We start from the raw sequence: 17,886 nt of genomic DNA, 5'->3' as shown, positions 1-17,886 counted from the left end.
TTAATCTACGTAAAATTTTTGCTGAAACGTGAGTTTTTGAGACTGACTACCTTGCTGGATGTTTATCTCAAAACGTAAAATCTCTTCGTTGGTGTAGTCTACTTGCGCAAGGTAATAAATTGATTCACCTTCTTTTACTTCTTTAAAAGTAAGGGCTTGCTTATTGCCGAGTAGGTTTTTTGCGGTGCCGCTGAGCTGAGCGGTTTGCGCGGTTTTATCGCTATTGTTTTTCAGTACTGAAATATTAACAATGCCTTTATAACCACTACGCTCAAGGCCATATGTTTTAGCTATTTGCGGCTGAATAAAGGTAGATGGAAAAGCAATGTAATGCACTTGCCAAGGGCCCAGCTCTTTGTACTGTGCGCCTTGCATGTCTTCACTGTGGGCATTAAAAGCAAAGGCTAAAAAACTAATAAAGCAAAACTTAATTAAACGGTTCATTATGATGTCCTATATAAAAAAGAGGCCAAAGGGCCTCTTTTGCTTATAACAAAAAATTTAGGCTAAAAAGTCCATTAGCAGCATTTGTAAAAACTGAATACCAATAATTAGTACAAGCACCGATAAATCTAAGCCACCCATTGGTGGAATAATTTTACGAAGTGGCTTGAGCATTGGCTCAGTAAGCTGATGGAAAACCGCTTCTATTGGGTTATAACCTTGACTTACCCAGCTTAAAATAGCGCGAATAATCAATACCCAAAATACAAGGTTTAAGCCTTCTTTAAGTACGGTAATAAGTGCTTGTATGAACACAGGTTGCGCAGACCATGCGCCGTATATCACCAGCATTAAAGTACTAATTTTGGCAGCGGCTACAATAAATGCCAGCAATAGAGAGGCTAAATCAAGCCCACCTAGTCCAGGTATAATTTTACGTAACGGGTTAACTGCAAACGACGTTGCTTTAACCACAAATTGGCTCATTGGGTTGTAAAAGTCGGCTTTTGCCCACTGTAGCCAAAAACGCAGTAGTACCACCATTAAAAACAAATCAAACAGGGTACTGATCAAAAATTGCATGGCATTCATAGTGTAACCTTCAATAAAAAGTAATTTTAAAGTTCTTTTTCCATTTGCATTGCACGCGCAATACACGCATCCATTGCATCGCTAACTGTTTGCACTAGGCCTTCGCCTTTTAAATGCTCAACCGCAGCATGGGTGGTGCCGCCTTTAGAAGTTACATTAGCGCGTAATTGCGAAATGCTTATTTCTGGTTGGCTCAATGCCATTTCGGCTGCACCTAGCGCAGTTTGCTGTACTAAGCGGCGCGCATCTTCATCGTTAAAGCCAAGTGCTTTCGCTTTTTCTTCAATGGCTTCCATAAATAAGAAAAAGTAAGCGGGCGATGAACCTGTCACAGCAATGACATCGTTAATTTGTGACTCTTGCTCTACCCACACAACAATACCTGTGCACTCAAATACTTGTTGTACAAAGTCGTGCTCTTCGGCTGTTTCATCTGCGCCAAATAAACCCGATACACCACGCCCTAGTAGCGATGGCGTGTTTGGCATACAACGTACCATTTTAACGTTTTGGCCAAGCATTTCGCGTAAACGCTTAACGGTTAAGCCAGCCGCTACCGAAATAAACAGTTTATCACTAAAGTCGATACCCGATTCTTGAAACGATTTACATAAATCGCCCATCATTTGTGGTTTCACAGACAATACAATGACATCAGCATCGCGTAAGGCTTCGTTATTGTCGCTGGTGGTTTTCACCTTGAAATCGTCTGCTACCTTGGCAAGCTTTTCTTGGTTGCGGTTTGTAGCAATGATGTTGTTTGCATTAAAACCGTTTTTTACCATGCCACCAATAATGGCGTAGCTCATGTTACCTGTGCCTATAAATGCGATTGTTTTATCTGACATATGTCTGTTATCACCTTTTAAGTTCGAGTTCCAAAAATATCTGTGCCGATCCTCACCATGGTTGAACCTGCGCTAATGGCGGCTTCAACATCATTGCTCATCCCCATCGACAACGTATCTATATGAGGATATTGGGCCTTTAGTTTATCAAAGCAAGTTTGTAATTGCTCAAAAGATTGACTTTGCTCACTCAGATCGTCGCTTTTAGCCGGAATAGCCATTAAACCACGCAAAGTGAGTTGCTCACATTGGTCAATAAACTCAGCTAGTTCGGGTATTTGCTCTACGCTACAGCCCGACTTTGCCTTCTCGGCGCTTATATTTACTTGAATAAGCACATTTAAAGGGGCTAGGTTTTCTGGACGTTGACTGTTTAAACGCTTAGCTATTTTTATTCTATCTACGCTTTGTACCCAATCAAAATGTGCAGCAACAAGGGCGCTTTTATTTGATTGAATAGGGCCAATGAAATGCCAAATGATGTCGCTAAATGTGTGTAGTTGAGCTATTTTATCTACAGCCTCTTGAACATAAGACTCACCAAATTGGCGCTGGCCATGCTCGTAGGCAGCAATAATATCGTCGCTTGGTTTTGTTTTTGATACTGCTAGCAGCGTAATAGCGTCGCTACTACGTTTAGCATTTTTAGCCGCGCTGACAATTCTAGCGTAGGCGGATGTGAGTCGTTCTGCTATTGTAACCATATATTTATCAGTTAGTTGTGGAGTCATAAATGGATATTACCGAATTATTAGCGTTTAGTGTGCAACACAAAGCATCTGATTTACACTTATCGTCAGGTGTTTCACCTATGATACGCGTAGATGGTGATGTTCGCCGCATTAATATACCTGCACTTGCAGACAAAGATGTAAACAGCCTTGTTTACGACATTATGAACGATAATCAGCGCAAGGACTACGAACAAAATCTAGAAGTGGATTTTTCGTTTGAAGTGCCTAACCTTGCTCGATTTCGTGTTAACGCATTTAACTCAAACCGCGGCCCTGCAGCGGTGTTTCGTACCATCCCTAGCGATGTACTGACGCTTGAGGATTTAGGTGCGCCAGATATTTTTAAAACAATATCAGATAACCCGCGTGGTTTAGTATTGGTTACCGGCCCAACTGGTTCGGGTAAATCAACAACGCTTGCGGCTATGGTCGATTATATAAATCAAACAAAACATCACCATATCCTCACCATTGAAGATCCTATCGAATTTGTACACGATAATAAACTCAGTCTTATTAACCAACGTGAAGTACACCGAGATACGCATAGCTTCTCTAATGCACTGCGCAGCGCGCTGCGTGAAGACCCGGATGTAATACTTGTTGGTGAGCTACGTGACTTAGAAACCATTCGCCTTGCGATGACCGCCGCAGAAACCGGCCACTTAGTGTTTGGTACGCTACATACCACCTCGGCACCAAAAACGATTGACCGTATTATTGATGTATTCCCAGGTGAAGAAAAAGATATGGTGCGCTCAATGCTTTCTGAATCACTGCGCGCCGTTATTTCGCAAACACTGCTTAAAAAAATTGGCGGTGGACGCGTGGCCGCGCACGAAATTATGATTGGTGTACCGGCGATTCGTAACTTAATTCGTGAAGATAAAATTGCACAAATGTATTCATCTATTCAAACGGGTGCATCACACGGTATGCAAACCATGGATCAATGTTTAAATAATTTAGTTAATCACGGCATTGTGACAACCGCAGCCGCAAAAGAAAAAGCCCAAGATAAAACCCAGTTTGGTGGCTAAGGACATATTATGAATTTATCTTTAAATCACTTTTTACACATAATGATTGATAAAAAAGGCTCGGATTTATTTGTCTCTAGTCAATTACCAGTCAGTGCAAAAATTAATGGTGAGCTTATCGCTCTTAGCGACGATAAGTTAAGTGACGAGCAATCGCTTGCGCTAGTAGAGTCAGCGATGAGCGATAAACAAAAAAACGAATTTCATACCACTAAAGAGTGTAACTTTGCGATAGCCACAGACGAAGGGCGTTTTCGTATATCGGCTTTTTGGCAGCGCGATAGAGCGGGTATGGTTATTCGCCGCATTGTAACGCAAATACCTGATGTAAGTGATTTAGGGCTGCCCTCTACACTCACCGATGTAATTATGTCAAAACGCGGGTTAGTGCTGTTTGTTGGTGGTACTGGCACGGGTAAATCAACTTCACTGGCTGCCTTAATTGGCTACAGAAATCGTCATCAGCGTGGCCATATACTCACCATTGAAGATCCGATTGAGTTTGTGCACGAGCACCGTAAAAGTATTATTACTCAGCGTGAAGTAGGGCTTGATACCGACAGCTTTGAGTCGGCACTTAAAAGCTCTTTACGCCAAGCTCCCGATGTTATTTTAATTGGTGAAATACGCTCGCAAGAAACCATGGAATACGCACTGAGCTTTGCCGAAACGGGTCACTTATGTGTGGCTACATTGCATGCTAATAATGCCAACCAAGCCATTGACCGTATTATGCACTTAGTGCCTAAAGAAAAACACGACAAGCTTAAGTACGACTTAGCGCTAAATTTACGCGCCATTGTTGCCCAGCAACTTATTCCCACTTCTGATGGGGAAGGGCGTGTAGCCGCGATTGAAATATTATTAAACTCACCCATGGTGGCTGAGCTAATTAAAAATGGGGATATTGGTGGCATAAAAGAGGCCATGTCTAAATCTAAAGAAATGGGTATGCAAACCTTTGACCAAGCCTTATTTGAGCTATACAAACAGCAACGTATTAATTACGCCGATGCACTACATCATGCTGATTCGCCAAACGACTTACGCTTAATGATTAAGCTGCGCAATAACGAGCAACAAGGTGCAGGATTTTTACAAGGTGTAACCATTGATGGACTAGATGATAAAAACAGCAATTAACACTGTATTTTATCCATAAAAAAAGCGCCGCTGGGCGCTTTTTTTATGGATAAAATTACTTATAACGTTTTATACCACTGCGGTGTTTTTTGACTTTTAAAATAGATTACGTAATTAAAGGAGGCGGTATTACTTATTCACCATAACTGGCTTCAAAAAAACTCTCTAAAATAATCACTGCCGACATATTATCGACATTTCCTTTCCCTAAATTTTTATAACCACCGTGCTCAAATAAACGCGCTTTTGCATCGGCGGTTGTGAGTCGCTCATCTTGTGTTTGCACCGGTATGCCGTAATGATTGTGCAAGCGGTTAGCAAACTTTTTAGCCTTAAAGGTTACCTCTTGCGAAGTACCATCCATATTAAGGGGTAACCCGACGACCATTAAGTCGGGTTGCCACTCTTTAACTTGAACCGCAATATGATCCCAATTAGGAATACCATCTTGGGCTTTTACCGCTTTTAAGCTAGACGCACTGCCTGTGAGCTCTTGTCCTATGGCAATACCAATGCTTTTGGTGCCAAAGTCAAAGCCCATTACGGTGCGCTGGCCTTGCGGCTTAAGGTTTTTTTTCGTCATTATCGTTCTTTAAGCGTGTCCAGCTTCGCTGCAAAGTTGGCTAACATCAAAGCCTAGCATTGAAACTGCTTTTTCCCAGCGTTTTTCTACCGGCGTATCAAAAATGATCTTCGGATCGGCTTTAATGATCAACCAACTGTTATCTAAAAGCTCTTTCTCAAGTTGACCTTGCTCCCACCCCGAATAACCAAGCGTAATAATAAATTGCTCAGGTGCGTGGGCGGTGGTCAGGTTGGCAAGTACGTCTTTTGATGTGGTGATCATTATATCACTGCTAAGCTTTTGGCTTGCAAAGTAGCCTGGCTGAGGTGAATGAAGTACAAAACCTCGGTCGGTTTTAACCGGACCACCTGCAAACACAGAGACTTGCGCGGCTTGTTGGGTTTTGTCGTTGTCTATTTCTATTTTATCTAAAAGCTCACCAACGGTCACATCAATAGGCTGGTTGATCACCAATCCCATAGCCCCATCTTCATTGTGCTCACAAATATAGGTAACGGCACGTTTAAAAAAAGGGTCTTGCATCGACGGCATAGCGATTAAAAAATGATTTTCTAATGATTGCATAGATTTCACCCTTTTAGTTTATGAATACTTATTGAACTTTGAGTATGGCATAGATATATACGTAGCGTATAAAAAGTCCATTAATTGTATGAAATACTTAAATTAATGGACTTATAAATGGTGTTTATTTAGCGAGCTTACGCTCAATTGCGTCAAACAAAATACCGGTAATAGATATATCGTAAGCGGCTTCAATTTCACGTACGCAGGTTGGTGCTGTTACGTTAATTTCGGTGAGCTTGTCGCCAATAATATCTAACCCTACAAACACTAACCCTTTTTCTTTAAGCGTAGGGGCAACTGCTTGAGCTATTTTAAGGTCTGACTCGCTAAGTGGACGGGCTTCACCACGGCCACCTGCAGCTAAGTTACCGCGGGTTTCACCATTTTGTGGAATACGCGCTAAACAATACGGAATCACTTCACCATCAACAACCAATACGCGTTTATCGCCTTGTTTGATCTCTGGAATGTAATTTTGCACCATGGCAAAGCGACTACCATGCTCCGTTAAGGTTTCGCAAATAACGCCAATGTTTGCATCATCTTCTTTAATACGAAAAATAGATGCGCCGCCCATGCCATCGAGTGGTTTTAAAATAATGTCTTTATGCTCAGCTAAAAACGCGCGTATTTGAGCTTGGCTGCGTGTTACTAGCGTATCTGGCGTATGCTCGCTAAACCACGCTGTAAATAGCTTTTCGTTAGCATCGCGCAGGCTTTGTGGTTTATTAATAATTAACGTACCTTCTTGCTCTGCACGCTCTAAGATATAAGTTGCGTAGATGTACTCCGTATCGAACGGCGGATCTTTTCGCATTAAAATAACGTCTAGGTCGGCAAGCGCGATTGTGGCTTTTTCTTCAAGTTCGTACCACTTTTCGGTGTTGTTAAATACCTGCGCTTTTGCTGCGGTTGCATACGATTTACCTTGGCGAAGCGATAAGTCATCCATCTCCATGTAGTAAATTTCGTAGCCACGTTTTTGCGCTTGCATCATCATTGCAAAACCGGTGTCTTTTTTGATGTTAAATCCACTAATAGGATCAGAAATAATACCTAACTTTATCGCCATGCGCTGTGCCTTAATCTAATTATAATGACTACTAGAGTGCTAATAGTTTTAATATGAGGGTGCCATTGAGCTATTTCAATTAGCTAAATCGCCAAATTGTAATTGTAATGCACTTAAGACCGTTAAAGCGGCCGTTTCTGTTCGTAAAACGCGCGGCCCTAAGCGAATATCAACAAAGTGCTGATCTTTAGTTTGCAGCATTTCTTCATCGGTAAAGCCGCCTTCAGGGCCTACTAAAAAGCGTACACCAGCGCTTGGAACGGTTATTGTTTTAATGCTGTGCTCGGCACGAGGGTGCAAAGTGAGCTTAATGGCGTCTGTTTGTTGTTCAAGCCATTGCTTTAAATCAACCGGTGTGTGAACAACTGGCACAAAGTTACGCCCCGATTGTTCGGCGGCTGAAATTGCAATTTTTTGCCATTGTTGGTGTTTTTTTTCTAACCGGTCGCCACTGAGTTTAACGCCACAGCGCTGACTAAAAATAGGGGTGATTTCGCTAATGCCAAGCTCAACAGATTTTTGGATGGTAAAGTCCATTTTGTCGCCACGTGATACGCATTGCCCTAAATGAATTTTAAGCGGCGACTCGACATCATGCTCATCAAAACGTTGTGGCATAACAACAACTGATTTTTTAGTTACCTCAATAATTTCACTGAAGTATTCACCGCCTTCGCCATTAAAAATAGACACATGTTCGCCTACTTTCATGCGCAATACGCGGCCAATATGGCCCGCTGCATCGTCGTTTAAAGAAACCGGGGTGTTTAAGGCAATACTCGATGCCTGATAAATATGAGGTACTCGCATGGGGGTCACTTATTTTATAGCGTAAAGGTGTATAGCGCTATGGTAAGTAAGCAGGGCGTTGTACGCAATTATTTATTTTTGTTTAAGTGCCTTGGCAAGTGCGATTAAATCTTTAGGTGTTTCGGCAATATCGGTATCGCACGATAAGTGATTTTTAAAGCCTTCGTCAGTAATACGATTAAATGTATAGCCGTTGTCGTCAAAGCTAACTACGTAGCGCTTTTCATGCAGGGAGTTATATATAAAACGTTGTTTGTCGTCGGCAAGTAGATAGTCGGTGTTATTAAATAACACGCCCTGAATATCGTGGTGCTCGTGCAGGTAAGTGGCCAGTTCAGATACGCTAATTTCGTTTTCTAGGTCGCAATAGCAATAGTCTTTAATGAGTTCGTCAAACATCATTTTTACCAGCTTACGGGTGTTACTGCCTGCAACTATTAAGGTGCTGGGTGTATTGGGTGCCGCGTGCTTAAAATAATACTCGGCAAATGTACGACTAAATTCGTTATCTATATCAATTAACAAATAGTTAGTTACTTCAAATGACATAGGGCCCCGTTGCTTTATGCAAATGTGTTATGCCAGTTAACTAAATACGGGGCGCTTGGCGACTTATTTAATAGCGTGGCGTTAAAGTGAAAACATGCTAATAAGTAAATAGCCTATAGCACAAAAAACAGCAAACTCAATGCATGCTATGCCTATATTGTCCTGATGGTCGACCTCTAAAGCGGCATCAATATTGGGTAATGAAATAGCTTTTATTACAAAACTTAAACAATATAATAACACCCACATTACACCGCAATGCATTACCAGTGTAAATATATTTTCGACCATTTTTCCATTTTGAAAGGCCGCACTAGATAATCCAGCATACACGGCTAGAGCTAAACCTATTGATTTTCCAGCATATCTAATGCCGATAGAGGTGTTTTCAAGGTTAAAGTTACTTTGCAGTGAGGCACCTTGGTTTGCTTTAGCGAAGCGGTATTCACGTATTTTACTATCTAGCGCAAACATCCCCTGGAGCGTAAAAAAGCTAACAAAAGCAATAAGTAAGTTACTAAACCCTTGTGCATGAGTCCAGGTATACAAGCCAAGTGCAATAATACAGTTGGCTAATAACATACCAGAATCAACCAATGCAGCGCATACATTTTGCTTTAATATGGCAGCTTCTTCATTAAATCTATGTAATATCCATTTTCTATGAATTAAATGTCCGGCTTTTATAAATGTAAATAATAGAACAATTAAAATAACCACTTTTAATGGATTATGTTGTGCCGTACTCATACTTATTTCATCAAATAAAAACGCCATAGTGGCAATAACCACGGTAATTTCTGAGGCGAAACTAATCCCCATTGCAAAATTATCATGCTGCGCTAGTTCGTCTTTAAGTGCCTGTTTTGCTTTTATTTGAGCGACAATTCTAAGACTAAAAATAGTAATGCATATAACCGCAAAACTAATGGCAATCGCAACTAAACTAGTGTTAGATAATGATAAATATGACATGCTGATCCTAAGTAGAGATAACCTTTCTTGGTTTTAGTTATTCTAGTATGGTTAGCGCATATATAAAAGAGAGGATTGATGAGTAACAAAATGCAACTTCCTATTCAATTACAAAAACTTGGCTCAACACGCTTTGCACAGCTGTATCCGCAGCAACCTATACAAGAAGAAGTTGTAAAATTATGTGCTTTGAGCGACTTTGCTTTTCGCAGTTTAGAGTCGCAACCTCAACTAAAAGACTGGTTAATAAACCCCGATGAGCAATTTAGCCGAGATGTCCCCGCGCCATTCGACGGCCTTGACTTGCAGCAGGTAGATGAAAACCAGTGCAACAAAATTTTAAGACAGTACCGAGAAAAATACTGGCTAAAAGTAGCGTACCTCGATTTGTGTTGCGATAACCCAATCAGTGACAGCATAAAATACATAAGCCTATTAGCTGATATGCTAATTAATAGCGCAAATAGATGGGCCCATGCGCAAACGGCAAAAACAGCAGGGGAGCCATTAGATGAGCAAGGTAACTCTTTGCCTTTAATGGTTTTAGGCATGGGGAAATTGGGCGGCCACGAGCTTAATTATTCATCAGATATAGATTTAATTTTTGCCTACCCGCGCAATGTACCGACCCAAGGTGGGCGTAAACGTATTGAAGCCCAAGTGTTTTACACCAAAGTAGCGCAAAAACTGATTAATGCACTTAATCAAGTAACCGGTGATGGCCAAGTATTTAGGGTTGATATGCGCCTGCGCCCATTTGGTGAAAGTGGGCCTTTAGTGATGAGCTTTCACGCCATAGAAGATTACTACCAAGAGCAAGGGCGCGATTGGGAGCGTTACGCCATGTTAAAAGGGCGGCTAATTGGCACACCCAATCAATATTGGGATGAGTTTATACAGCTTTTAAAGCCCTTTGTTTATCGTCGATATATTGATTTTTCGGTGATTGAATCACTGAGGAAAATGAAGCTTATGATAGCTCAAGAGGTTCGCCGAAAACGCCTGACCAACAATATAAAACTAGGTGCTGGTGGCATTCGCGAGGTTGAATTTATTGTACAAGCTTTGCAAATGGTGCGTGGTGGGCGAGAAGCTAACTTACAAACCCAATCGTTACTGTACGCCTTAGAGCAGTTAACGTTAAACCAAGCGATGGATGAGCAAGAAGCGAATGAGCTAAAGCGCAACTACTTACACTTACGTAAAGTAGAGCAATACTTGCAAATGTTTGACGATCAACAAACACAAACCCTGCCCGATGATGAGCTTAATCAAGAGCGCTTAAATTACTTACTCGAGTCTGAAAGCTTTGACCATACCATGAGCGATATTGAGCAGGTCATGGCTAAAATTCACGATGAATTTTTATTGGTGATAGGGGAGGAAACTGTTCCCCTTGATACCTGCGAAGGTGCGTTTATAAGTGCTTGGGATCATGGTGATGTTAGCTTTTTAAACGATATAAAAGAGCAATGGCAAGTGCCACTTCATGATTTTAAACAACGTTTGAGTAAGGTAAATATAGGTAATCGTGGGCGAGATATTCTCGACAAACTAATGCCTTTATTGCTCAAACAGCTCAGTGACTTTAATGCCAGTGGTGAAACATTTACCTTGGTATGCCAAATTTTAAATAAAATTGTATCGCGTACTGCTTACCTTGAATTACTGTACGAAAACCAAGGTGCGCTAAAGCAGCTTGTTTTATTATGTTGCCATAGTAAATGGATAGGGGAGCATATTTCCCGTTATCCAATTTTGCTTGATGAGCTAATAGACCCTGCTGCGCTTTACAAACCTACGCCGTTGAGCGCTTATAAAGATGAAATACGACAATATTTTTTGCGTATAGAACACGACGACCTAGAGCTACAAATGGAAGCGCTTAGGCAGTTTAAGCAAACACATCAATTACGTATTGCGGCTGCCGACGCAACCGGTGTGATTGATGTTATGAAAGTAAGCGATCACTTAACGGCTCTTGCCGAGGCTGTGGTAGACCAAGCCGTTAATATAGCGTGGTATAACACGGTTAAGCGCTTTGGCATGCCACCAAACACAGATGATGAGCACAAAGGCTTTGCCGTTATTGCGTACGGTAAAACGGGCGGCTTTGAAGTAGGCTACGACTCCGACCTAGACCTTGTGTTTGTGCATAATCACGACGGTAATAGCAGCACCAATGGCGATAAATCGATTACCTCACGACAGTTTTATTTAAAACTTGCACAGCGCTTAATGCATTTATTTAATACCCGTACCGCCTCGGGCATATTGTATGAGCTTGATACACGCCTGCGCCCTGAAGGCGCCTCTGGTTTATTGGCTATTAACTTAGAGAGCTTTAATCATTATCAGCAAACCCAAGCATGGACTTGGGAGCACCAAGCGCTTGTGCGCGCCCGCGTTATATTAGGCCAAGATGAGCTAAGAGCGCGCTTTGCACAAATTCGTAAAGAGATATTATGTGCCCCACGGGATGTAGATACACTCAAACAGGATGTGCTTAAAATGCGCGAAAAAATGCGCACGCACTTAGCTAAGGGAAACTCTGAGCATTTTGATTTAAAACAAGATGTAGGCGCCATGACCGACATTGAATTTATAACTCAATACCTAGTGCTCAAAAACGCAAATCAGTTTAGCCAGCTAACGGTGTTTTCCGATAATGTAAGAATACTTACAGACGCTGCCGCGATTGGTTGTATCACTAAAACCCAAAAGCAGCAGTTAATCCAGGCGTATATTGATTATCGCTCACGTTACCACGTATTAAGCCTAAATCAGCAAGGTCGCTTGGTGTCGCGTAAGGAGTATCAAACCGATATAGAAAGTGTAACGGCATGCTGGAATGCAATATTTGAACTAGAAACATAAACACTAAAAACCCAAGCACAGGCTTGGGTTTTTATTATGTATGGGTTTGCTTTATTTACGCTTCTAAGTATTAAGCTTTAAACAATTGCTGCGCACAAATTCAGAGGGCAGCTCAGTGATCACCGCTGCGCGCTGTTTGTGGCAAAGGTAGGTATACACTTCGTATTCAAAGTCATCATTAATTGCGCGGCCAACTTGATAAAGCGCTGAGGTAAAACTGCTATCAACCCTAAAATAATCTTTTACAACGTAGTCTTTACTCAAATACCAATATAATTGAATACCTTCGCTTTTAGCGTATTGGTTAAGTACGTCTTTTAACGTTGAGCCGTTTTCAAAGCGTCTTGGTGCACTTGTTCCTGTCCAGCTAGCAGGCATCGGGTCAACGGCTCTGCCGCGCTCTGCTAAAACACGATCAAGTGTTTGCTCGGGCTTTTTAAGCTGCAGTACAAACTTATCGCGCTCCCTATCGGATTTAACTTGGTTACGGATAGAGGAATAAAAGCGAGAAAGCCCCTCGGCAGCTGCGTTTTTACTCTCTTTTATGTCAAACAATGGACCCGTACCAACTAACACATAGGTAGCTAGTAAAATTAATGCAACTGCTAGTATTAAATGCTTAACCCAAAACCACATAACTCATGCTCATTTATTATCATTATTTATTTATACCACTACTTTTTATAAAAAGAAGGGGTATTTTTATCAGGGCGTGTTTTAAAACGGCGGTGCAGCCACATGTATTGCTCAGGCGCAGCGTTAATTGATTGCTCAACGCGCTGATTTACACGTGTTACATCTGCTTTATCATCGCCGCTTGGGAAATTTTCAAGCTCAGGTACTATTTCTAAATGGTATTTACCGTGCTCATCACGACGACTAATTAGGCTCATGGTTTCGCAGTGTTTACTTGCTGCAAAAAGTAATGTACCTGTGGTTGTGGCTGTATCTGGCACTGCGTAAAAAGGCACAAATTCACAGCGGTTACGGCCGTAGTCTTGGTCGGGTAGGTAATAACACACCTTTTTATTTTTTAGTGACTTTAACAAGCCTTTTACGTCTTTTCGTCCAATTAAATACTCGTTAGAACGAAGGCGGCCATTGGTTGTAAAGTATTCCATGAGTGCATTGTTGTGTGGGCGGTAAAACCCCAGCCCTTGGCATTTGGTGCCCATAACACGACTCGCCATTTCTAAATGCAAAATATGCGGCACCAATAGCAATACGCCTTTACCCTGAGCCTGCACGCGCTCAAAGTGCTCTAATCCTTTAATAGAGCCATACGCTTTTTTAACGCGCCACTGCGGCCACCACCAGGCCATGCCAGTTTCAACCATGGCAATACCGGTATTTTCCATGTTTTTTAGCACAAGCTGTTGTTGCTCGGCTTCGCTCATATCAGGAAAACACAGCTTTATATTAACCTCGGCAATATGGCGACGACGTTTCATAAATTTGTGTACTAAGCGCCCCAATAACTTACCTAAGCTAAGCTGAATTTTTTGTGGCAACCACGAAATCAAATACAAAAAGAAAACGCCAATCCACGTTAGCCAATAACGAGGGCCTAAAAACGAGGCTTTAAAAGGAGATGAGGTGACCACAAAATACTCTCTAAAATAAAAACGCTAGTTTAACGCTTAGTGTTATAAAATACAAAAAGCCAGCAATGGCTGGCTTTAAACGTTACTTTTTAACTTATTAGGCTTTTTTTAAGCCTTGGTTAATACCCAGTAAATCGGCACTTGTTAGTGTACCTGCAGCTTGCTTTAAGCGAAGCGTAGATAACACATAACGATAGCGTACATCAGCTAGGTTACGCTTAGCATCATACAAGTTTTGCGTGCTTACAAGCACATCAACAATAGTACGCGTGCCTACTTCAAAGCCAGCTTCTGTTGCTTTAAGCGCACTTTGCGCTGATACCACAGCTTGCTCTAGAGCTTTGTAAGTCGCGATGTCTGATACAACCTGGTTGTATGAGGTAATAACGGTACGCGTTACGGCGCGGTAATTTGTTTCGTAATCTTGGCTGGCTGAAACATAAAACGCACGGGCTTGTTTAGTTGCAGCTACGGTTGCGCCGCCTGTGTACAGAGGAACACTTAAATTAACGGCAACCGATGTTGAGTCGGCACGAGGTTGGTCGTTAAAGCTTAAACCATTTATATTTTGGTCAGTTAAAGAATCACCGTAGCTGGCATCAAGTGTTAGCTTTGGGTAGTGGCCAGCTTTAGCAAGCGTGATCTGATCCTTAGCAATATCAACCGTGACTTTAGCCACTTGTAAGCTGATATTATTGTTCTCAGCTACTTTTACAAAGTCAGTCGATTTTTTAACCGGTTTTACTGTTGAAAATGTTTCGGTGTTTAAAAAATCAAGTTTTGCGTGGTATTTACCGGTTATTTCACGCAGTTGCTCGCGTGCGGTTTCAACGGCATTACTGGCAATAATTTCTTGTGCTACTGAGTTATCGTATTGTGCTTGCGCTTCGTGAACATCTGTAATTGCTGTAAGGCCAACTGCGTAACGCTGTTTTGTTTGCTCTAACTGGCGTTCAATGGCACGCTTTTCGGCTTGCACAAATTCAAGGTTATCAATGGCGCTTAATACGTTAAAATAGCCTTCAGCAACGCGCACAATTAAGTTTTGTTTTGCGTTATCGTATTGCGCATTGGCTTGCAGCGCTTGTTTTTCGGCAATATCAAGTGTATTCCATGCGCCTAAGTCGAATAAGGTTTGGCTTAAACTAACACCACGCGTGAATTGGTCGGTATCGCTGTTTATTTTAACTTGGTCAGCTAAATCACCAACGCTCTGAAAAGAGGTAGAATCGCTTTTTTCATAGCCCATGCTTACGCCAATTTGCGGCAGTAATGCACTCATTGCTAAATCGCTTTCGTAAGATTGCGCATCTGCTTGGGCTTTTGCTTTTAAAACAGTGGGATCGTTAGCAGTAGCAATTTCAAAAACTTGCATTAAATCTTCAGCACTTGCTGTGGTTGTGCCTAATGCGCACGACAAACTAACGAGCGCCGCAAGGATGTTCTTTTTCATGTTAGGTTCAGTCCTTAGACAAATTTTGTACTAAAAGCATGGTAACGTGTTTTGCTAAATAACTAAAAAAGAAATTAGTAAAACTGTATGTTCAAATGTAACAGAATATATTAACAAACTTTAATCGTTTAAATAAGCGGGATGTATAATATGGCAGATAAAAGCTTGGTTCAATTTACACATAAAGATGTGAGCTTAAAAGCAGTTAAAAGTCTGTATAATGGCTTTTTTAAGGTGGATATGTATGAGTTTGAGCATAGCCTGTTTAATGGTGGTACATCGCAACTTATAAAGCGCGAAATACTAGAGCGGGGCGATGCCATTGCTGTTCTACCTTATGATGTAACTACGCAAAGTGTACTATTAATAGAGCAAATACGTATTGGCGCTATTAACAGCAAACACTCGCCCTGGCTGCTAGAATGTATTGCCGGTATGACCGATGGCAGTACCGATTACGAAGGGGTGGTAAAAAAAGAAGCCTATGAAGAGGCTGGACTTGAGCTTACTGATCTTGAATTTATGCTCTCTTACCTTTCAAGTCCGGGCGGTACCACTGAGCGCTTACATTTATACCTAGCGCGGGCAGATTTAAGCCAAGTACAAAGTGGTGTATATGGCCTTGAAAGCGAAGGTGAAGACATCAAAACCCATATTTTAAGCCTTGATGATGCGCTTTCGCGCCTCAATAACGGTGAAATAGATAACGCGGCAACGGTAATCTGTTTACAGTGGTTGGCGTTAAATCGTGAAAAAATAAGCAGTAAGTGGACATAATTTTAACTTTTTAATACGGCGGTACTTTGACAGCACTTTTAGCAACCCAAAGATATATTCAGAGCCTCCCAAAGTACATGACGCTTTGCGAGCATAATTACGTACGTCTTTCAAAACTATTACCTAAAGAGCGCAGCGCTAATAGTGTGCGTAAAGTTAAATTAGGTCATAGTGAATTTGCCATTATCATTGACGATAGTGCTAAGTACACACTGGATATTTCTATCAAACAGCTAACAGGGATGGTTAAAGGCGTTTCTCCTTTGTATTTAACAGTCAGGCTTTATCAAGATGCAAAAGTGGCTGAAATTATTCACCACGATTATCATCAACGGATAAAGCCATCTTATGGTTATCCAAATCCTAAAATGCACCAAAAAGATGAAAAGTATCAACTTAATGCATTTTTATATGACTGGTTAGTAGCCTGTGTAGAGCATGGCCGAGCAGTACTAAACTGGGACATAAACAATGGCTTGGTTTGATGAGCATTATCACTTTAACCGCTCATCGCTGCGTGTTGCGCATATAACCGATAGCCATTTATTTGCCGACCCTAACGCAGAGTACTTTAACGTAAACACCGCCGCGCATTTTGCACACGCATTAGCGCACATGGCCACGCAGTCATTAGATGCGGTTATATTTGGTGGTGATTTAACACAAGATCATAGTTTTGACTCTTATTTATTATTTGCTGAGCTTATTAATAACGCTGATTTGACCTGCCCAGTATTTTGGGTACCAGGCAATCATGATGAGATTGCCATGCTTAATCGCATCAGTGGTGGGCAAATAGTGTCAGCTAAACGCATAATCGCACAAGGATTTGAGCTGCTACTTATAAACTCAAAAGGCCCTACACCTGCAGGGTGGGTGTCTAGTGAGCACTTAAATGAAATCGCGGATTGTTTAGCAAGTTCGCAATCGCAGCATGTGGTGTTTTGTCATCACAACCCGCTTGCTATTAATGGCTACCTTGATAAACACATGCTTGAAAACGGCCCGCAATTATTAAACGTGTTAGTTAATAGCGCTAATGTAGCGGCGTTGCTGCACGGTCATGTGCATAATCACTATACGCAAACTTTTAGAGAGCTGAGTATTTATGCAACGCCCGCCAGTTCGGTGCAATTTACAAAAAATTGCCCGCAATGGCAGCAAGAAAACCACGGCCCCGCTTATCGAATGTTGCATTTAACTACACAGGACAATGCTTTAACAGTTAAAACGGATGTTGTATGGTTAAACGCGTAATTTATATTCATGGCTTTAATAGTTCTGAAAAATCATATAAAGCTGTGCGCTTTGGCGAGCTTATGGCAAACTATGACGTTGACTATTGCGTACCGCGTTTAAATCACGAGCCCTTACAAGCTATTTTACAGCTTGAGCATTTATTAACGCCAGATACCGCGTTACTTGGGAGCTCACTAGGTGGGTTTTATGCCACCTACTTGTCGCAGCGTTATAACCTGCGAGCAGCATTAATAAACCCAGCAGTAGCACCGTTTAACTTATTAGCGCCGCTTATTGGCCACAATTATAATCCGTATCAAGATTATCATTATGAGTTAAATACCAGCCACATGGATGCTTTAAAAGCATTGTATGTGCCTAAATTAACATCCCCCGAATTGCTCTATTTGTTGCAGCAAACGGGAGATGAAGTGTTAAATTATCAACACGCAGTAAATTATTTTTCACAATGCAAACAGTTAGTTGAGTTTGGTGGCGATCACAGCTTTGTTGGTTTTGAACGCACCTTAGATAGTATTGTAGAGTTTCTTAAATTACCTAAAACAAATTAGCCTAA

The 17,886-nt window shown here is 41.5% G+C and carries 20 protein-coding genes; 7 read left to right on the top strand and 13 right to left on the bottom strand.

The window, feature by feature from the left end:
* Genes MTF68_RS16545 through MTF68_RS16530 form a run of 4 tightly spaced genes read right to left on the bottom strand, consistent with a single transcriptional unit; the run spans position 1 to position 2,614 of the window.
* A complete protein-coding gene (locus tag MTF68_RS16545; protein ID WP_004586836.1) occupies positions 1-444 on the bottom strand; it encodes a DUF4426 domain-containing protein in 444 nt (147 codons plus the stop codon).
* 57 nt (positions 445-501) lie between these two features.
* Positions 502-1,035: a YggT family protein gene (locus MTF68_RS16540; protein ID WP_248463099.1), complete on the bottom strand. Its 534-nt coding sequence runs from the start codon at positions 1,033-1,035 to the stop codon at positions 502-504.
* A 26-nt stretch (positions 1,036-1,061) separates the two neighbouring features.
* Positions 1,062-1,883: a pyrroline-5-carboxylate reductase gene (gene proC / locus MTF68_RS16535; protein ID WP_004586838.1), complete on the bottom strand. Its 822-nt coding sequence runs from the start codon at positions 1,881-1,883 to the stop codon at positions 1,062-1,064.
* 17 nt (positions 1,884-1,900) lie between these two features.
* On the bottom strand, positions 1,901-2,614 hold the full coding sequence (locus tag MTF68_RS16530; protein ID WP_282448329.1) for a YggS family pyridoxal phosphate-dependent enzyme: 714 nt from the start codon (positions 2,612-2,614) through the stop codon (positions 1,901-1,903).
* A 2-nt stretch (positions 2,615-2,616) separates the two neighbouring features.
* On the opposite strand from MTF68_RS16530, the gene MTF68_RS16525 reads away from it, so the two are divergent.
* Both MTF68_RS16525 and MTF68_RS16520 read left to right on the top strand, forming a co-directional pair.
* The gene (locus MTF68_RS16525) at positions 2,617-3,657 is read left to right on the top strand and encodes a type IV pilus twitching motility protein PilT (protein ID WP_004586840.1); all 1,041 of its coding nucleotides are present in this window, start codon (positions 2,617-2,619) and stop codon (positions 3,655-3,657) included.
* A gap of 9 nt (positions 3,658-3,666) precedes the next feature.
* Complete coding sequence (locus tag MTF68_RS16520) at positions 3,667-4,800, top strand: PilT/PilU family type 4a pilus ATPase (protein WP_248463098.1); 1,134 nt, start codon at positions 3,667-3,669, stop codon at positions 4,798-4,800.
* 133 nt (positions 4,801-4,933) lie between these two features.
* Here the strand turns inward: MTF68_RS16520 and ruvX are convergent, their stop codons facing one another.
* The 6 genes from ruvX to MTF68_RS16490 form a co-directional block, all read right to left on the bottom strand.
* Complete coding sequence (gene ruvX, locus MTF68_RS16515; RefSeq protein ID WP_004586842.1) at positions 4,934-5,383, bottom strand: Holliday junction resolvase RuvX; 450 nt, start codon at positions 5,381-5,383, stop codon at positions 4,934-4,936.
* A gap of 9 nt (positions 5,384-5,392) precedes the next feature.
* Entirely contained in the window at positions 5,393-5,950 is a 558-nt protein-coding gene (locus tag MTF68_RS16510; protein ID WP_248463097.1) for a YqgE/AlgH family protein, read from the bottom strand.
* A 124-nt stretch (positions 5,951-6,074) separates the two neighbouring features.
* Positions 6,075-7,025, bottom strand: coding sequence for a glutathione synthase (gshB, locus tag MTF68_RS16505; RefSeq protein WP_126005926.1), 951 nt, complete (start codon positions 7,023-7,025; stop codon positions 6,075-6,077).
* 75 nt (positions 7,026-7,100) lie between these two features.
* Positions 7,101-7,835 carry a 16S rRNA (uracil(1498)-N(3))-methyltransferase gene (gene rsmE / locus MTF68_RS16500; RefSeq protein ID WP_024031543.1) on the bottom strand — a complete coding sequence of 245 codons (735 nt, stop codon included), beginning with the start codon at positions 7,833-7,835 and terminating at the stop codon, positions 7,101-7,103.
* A gap of 72 nt (positions 7,836-7,907) precedes the next feature.
* On the bottom strand, positions 7,908-8,384 hold the full coding sequence (locus tag MTF68_RS16495) for a hypothetical protein (protein WP_024031544.1): 477 nt from the start codon (positions 8,382-8,384) through the stop codon (positions 7,908-7,910).
* An 81-nt stretch (positions 8,385-8,465) separates the two neighbouring features.
* Complete coding sequence (locus MTF68_RS16490; protein WP_024031545.1) at positions 8,466-9,359, bottom strand: hypothetical protein; 894 nt, start codon at positions 9,357-9,359, stop codon at positions 8,466-8,468.
* Between the two features lie 78 nt (positions 9,360-9,437).
* Here MTF68_RS16490 and glnE point away from each other — a divergent pair, with 78 nt between their 5' ends.
* On the top strand, positions 9,438-12,236 hold the full coding sequence (glnE, locus tag MTF68_RS16485) for a bifunctional [glutamate--ammonia ligase]-adenylyl-L-tyrosine phosphorylase/[glutamate--ammonia-ligase] adenylyltransferase (protein ID WP_248463096.1): 2,799 nt from the start codon (positions 9,438-9,440) through the stop codon (positions 12,234-12,236).
* Positions 12,237-12,299: 63 nt separating this feature from the next.
* On the opposite strand, the gene MTF68_RS16480 is transcribed toward glnE, so the two are convergent.
* The 3 genes from MTF68_RS16480 to tolC form a co-directional block, all read right to left on the bottom strand.
* Complete coding sequence (locus tag MTF68_RS16480; protein ID WP_248463095.1) at positions 12,300-12,872, bottom strand: toxin co-regulated pilus biosynthesis Q family protein; 573 nt, start codon at positions 12,870-12,872, stop codon at positions 12,300-12,302.
* A 38-nt stretch (positions 12,873-12,910) separates the two neighbouring features.
* The gene (lpxL, locus tag MTF68_RS16475) at positions 12,911-13,840 is read right to left on the bottom strand and encodes an LpxL/LpxP family Kdo(2)-lipid IV(A) lauroyl/palmitoleoyl acyltransferase (protein WP_054983765.1); all 930 of its coding nucleotides are present in this window, start codon (positions 13,838-13,840) and stop codon (positions 12,911-12,913) included.
* A 97-nt stretch (positions 13,841-13,937) separates the two neighbouring features.
* Positions 13,938-15,293: an outer membrane channel protein TolC gene (gene tolC / locus MTF68_RS16470; RefSeq protein WP_029772380.1), complete on the bottom strand. Its 1,356-nt coding sequence runs from the start codon at positions 15,291-15,293 to the stop codon at positions 13,938-13,940.
* A gap of 150 nt (positions 15,294-15,443) precedes the next feature.
* Between tolC and MTF68_RS16465 the strand changes: the two genes are divergently transcribed.
* From MTF68_RS16465 to MTF68_RS16450, 4 genes are read left to right on the top strand one after another with little or no spacing between them, the layout of a single operon-like run.
* Positions 15,444-16,070: an NUDIX domain-containing protein gene (locus MTF68_RS16465; RefSeq protein WP_004587962.1), complete on the top strand. Its 627-nt coding sequence runs from the start codon at positions 15,444-15,446 to the stop codon at positions 16,068-16,070.
* Positions 16,071-16,096: 26 nt separating this feature from the next.
* Positions 16,097-16,555: a DUF1249 domain-containing protein gene (locus MTF68_RS16460; protein ID WP_024031550.1), complete on the top strand. Its 459-nt coding sequence runs from the start codon at positions 16,097-16,099 to the stop codon at positions 16,553-16,555.
* Positions 16,542-17,327, top strand: coding sequence for a metallophosphoesterase (locus MTF68_RS16455; RefSeq protein ID WP_248463094.1), 786 nt, complete (start codon positions 16,542-16,544; stop codon positions 17,325-17,327). Before MTF68_RS16460 ends, MTF68_RS16455 begins: the two co-directional genes overlap by 14 nt.
* Positions 17,312-17,881, top strand: coding sequence for a YqiA/YcfP family alpha/beta fold hydrolase (locus MTF68_RS16450; protein WP_004587965.1), 570 nt, complete (start codon positions 17,312-17,314; stop codon positions 17,879-17,881). The genes MTF68_RS16455 and MTF68_RS16450 overlap by 16 nt, the downstream gene beginning before the upstream one ends.
* The last annotated feature ends 5 nt before the right edge of the window (positions 17,882-17,886 follow it).

The organism is Pseudoalteromonas sp. 2CM37A, from assembly GCF_023161885.1.
In the GTDB taxonomy this organism is placed as follows: Bacteria; Pseudomonadota; Gammaproteobacteria; order Enterobacterales; family Alteromonadaceae; genus Pseudoalteromonas; species Pseudoalteromonas atlantica.
The sequence above is the reverse complement of the archived record's forward strand: the minus strand, read 5'-3'. Positions and strand labels throughout refer to the sequence as shown.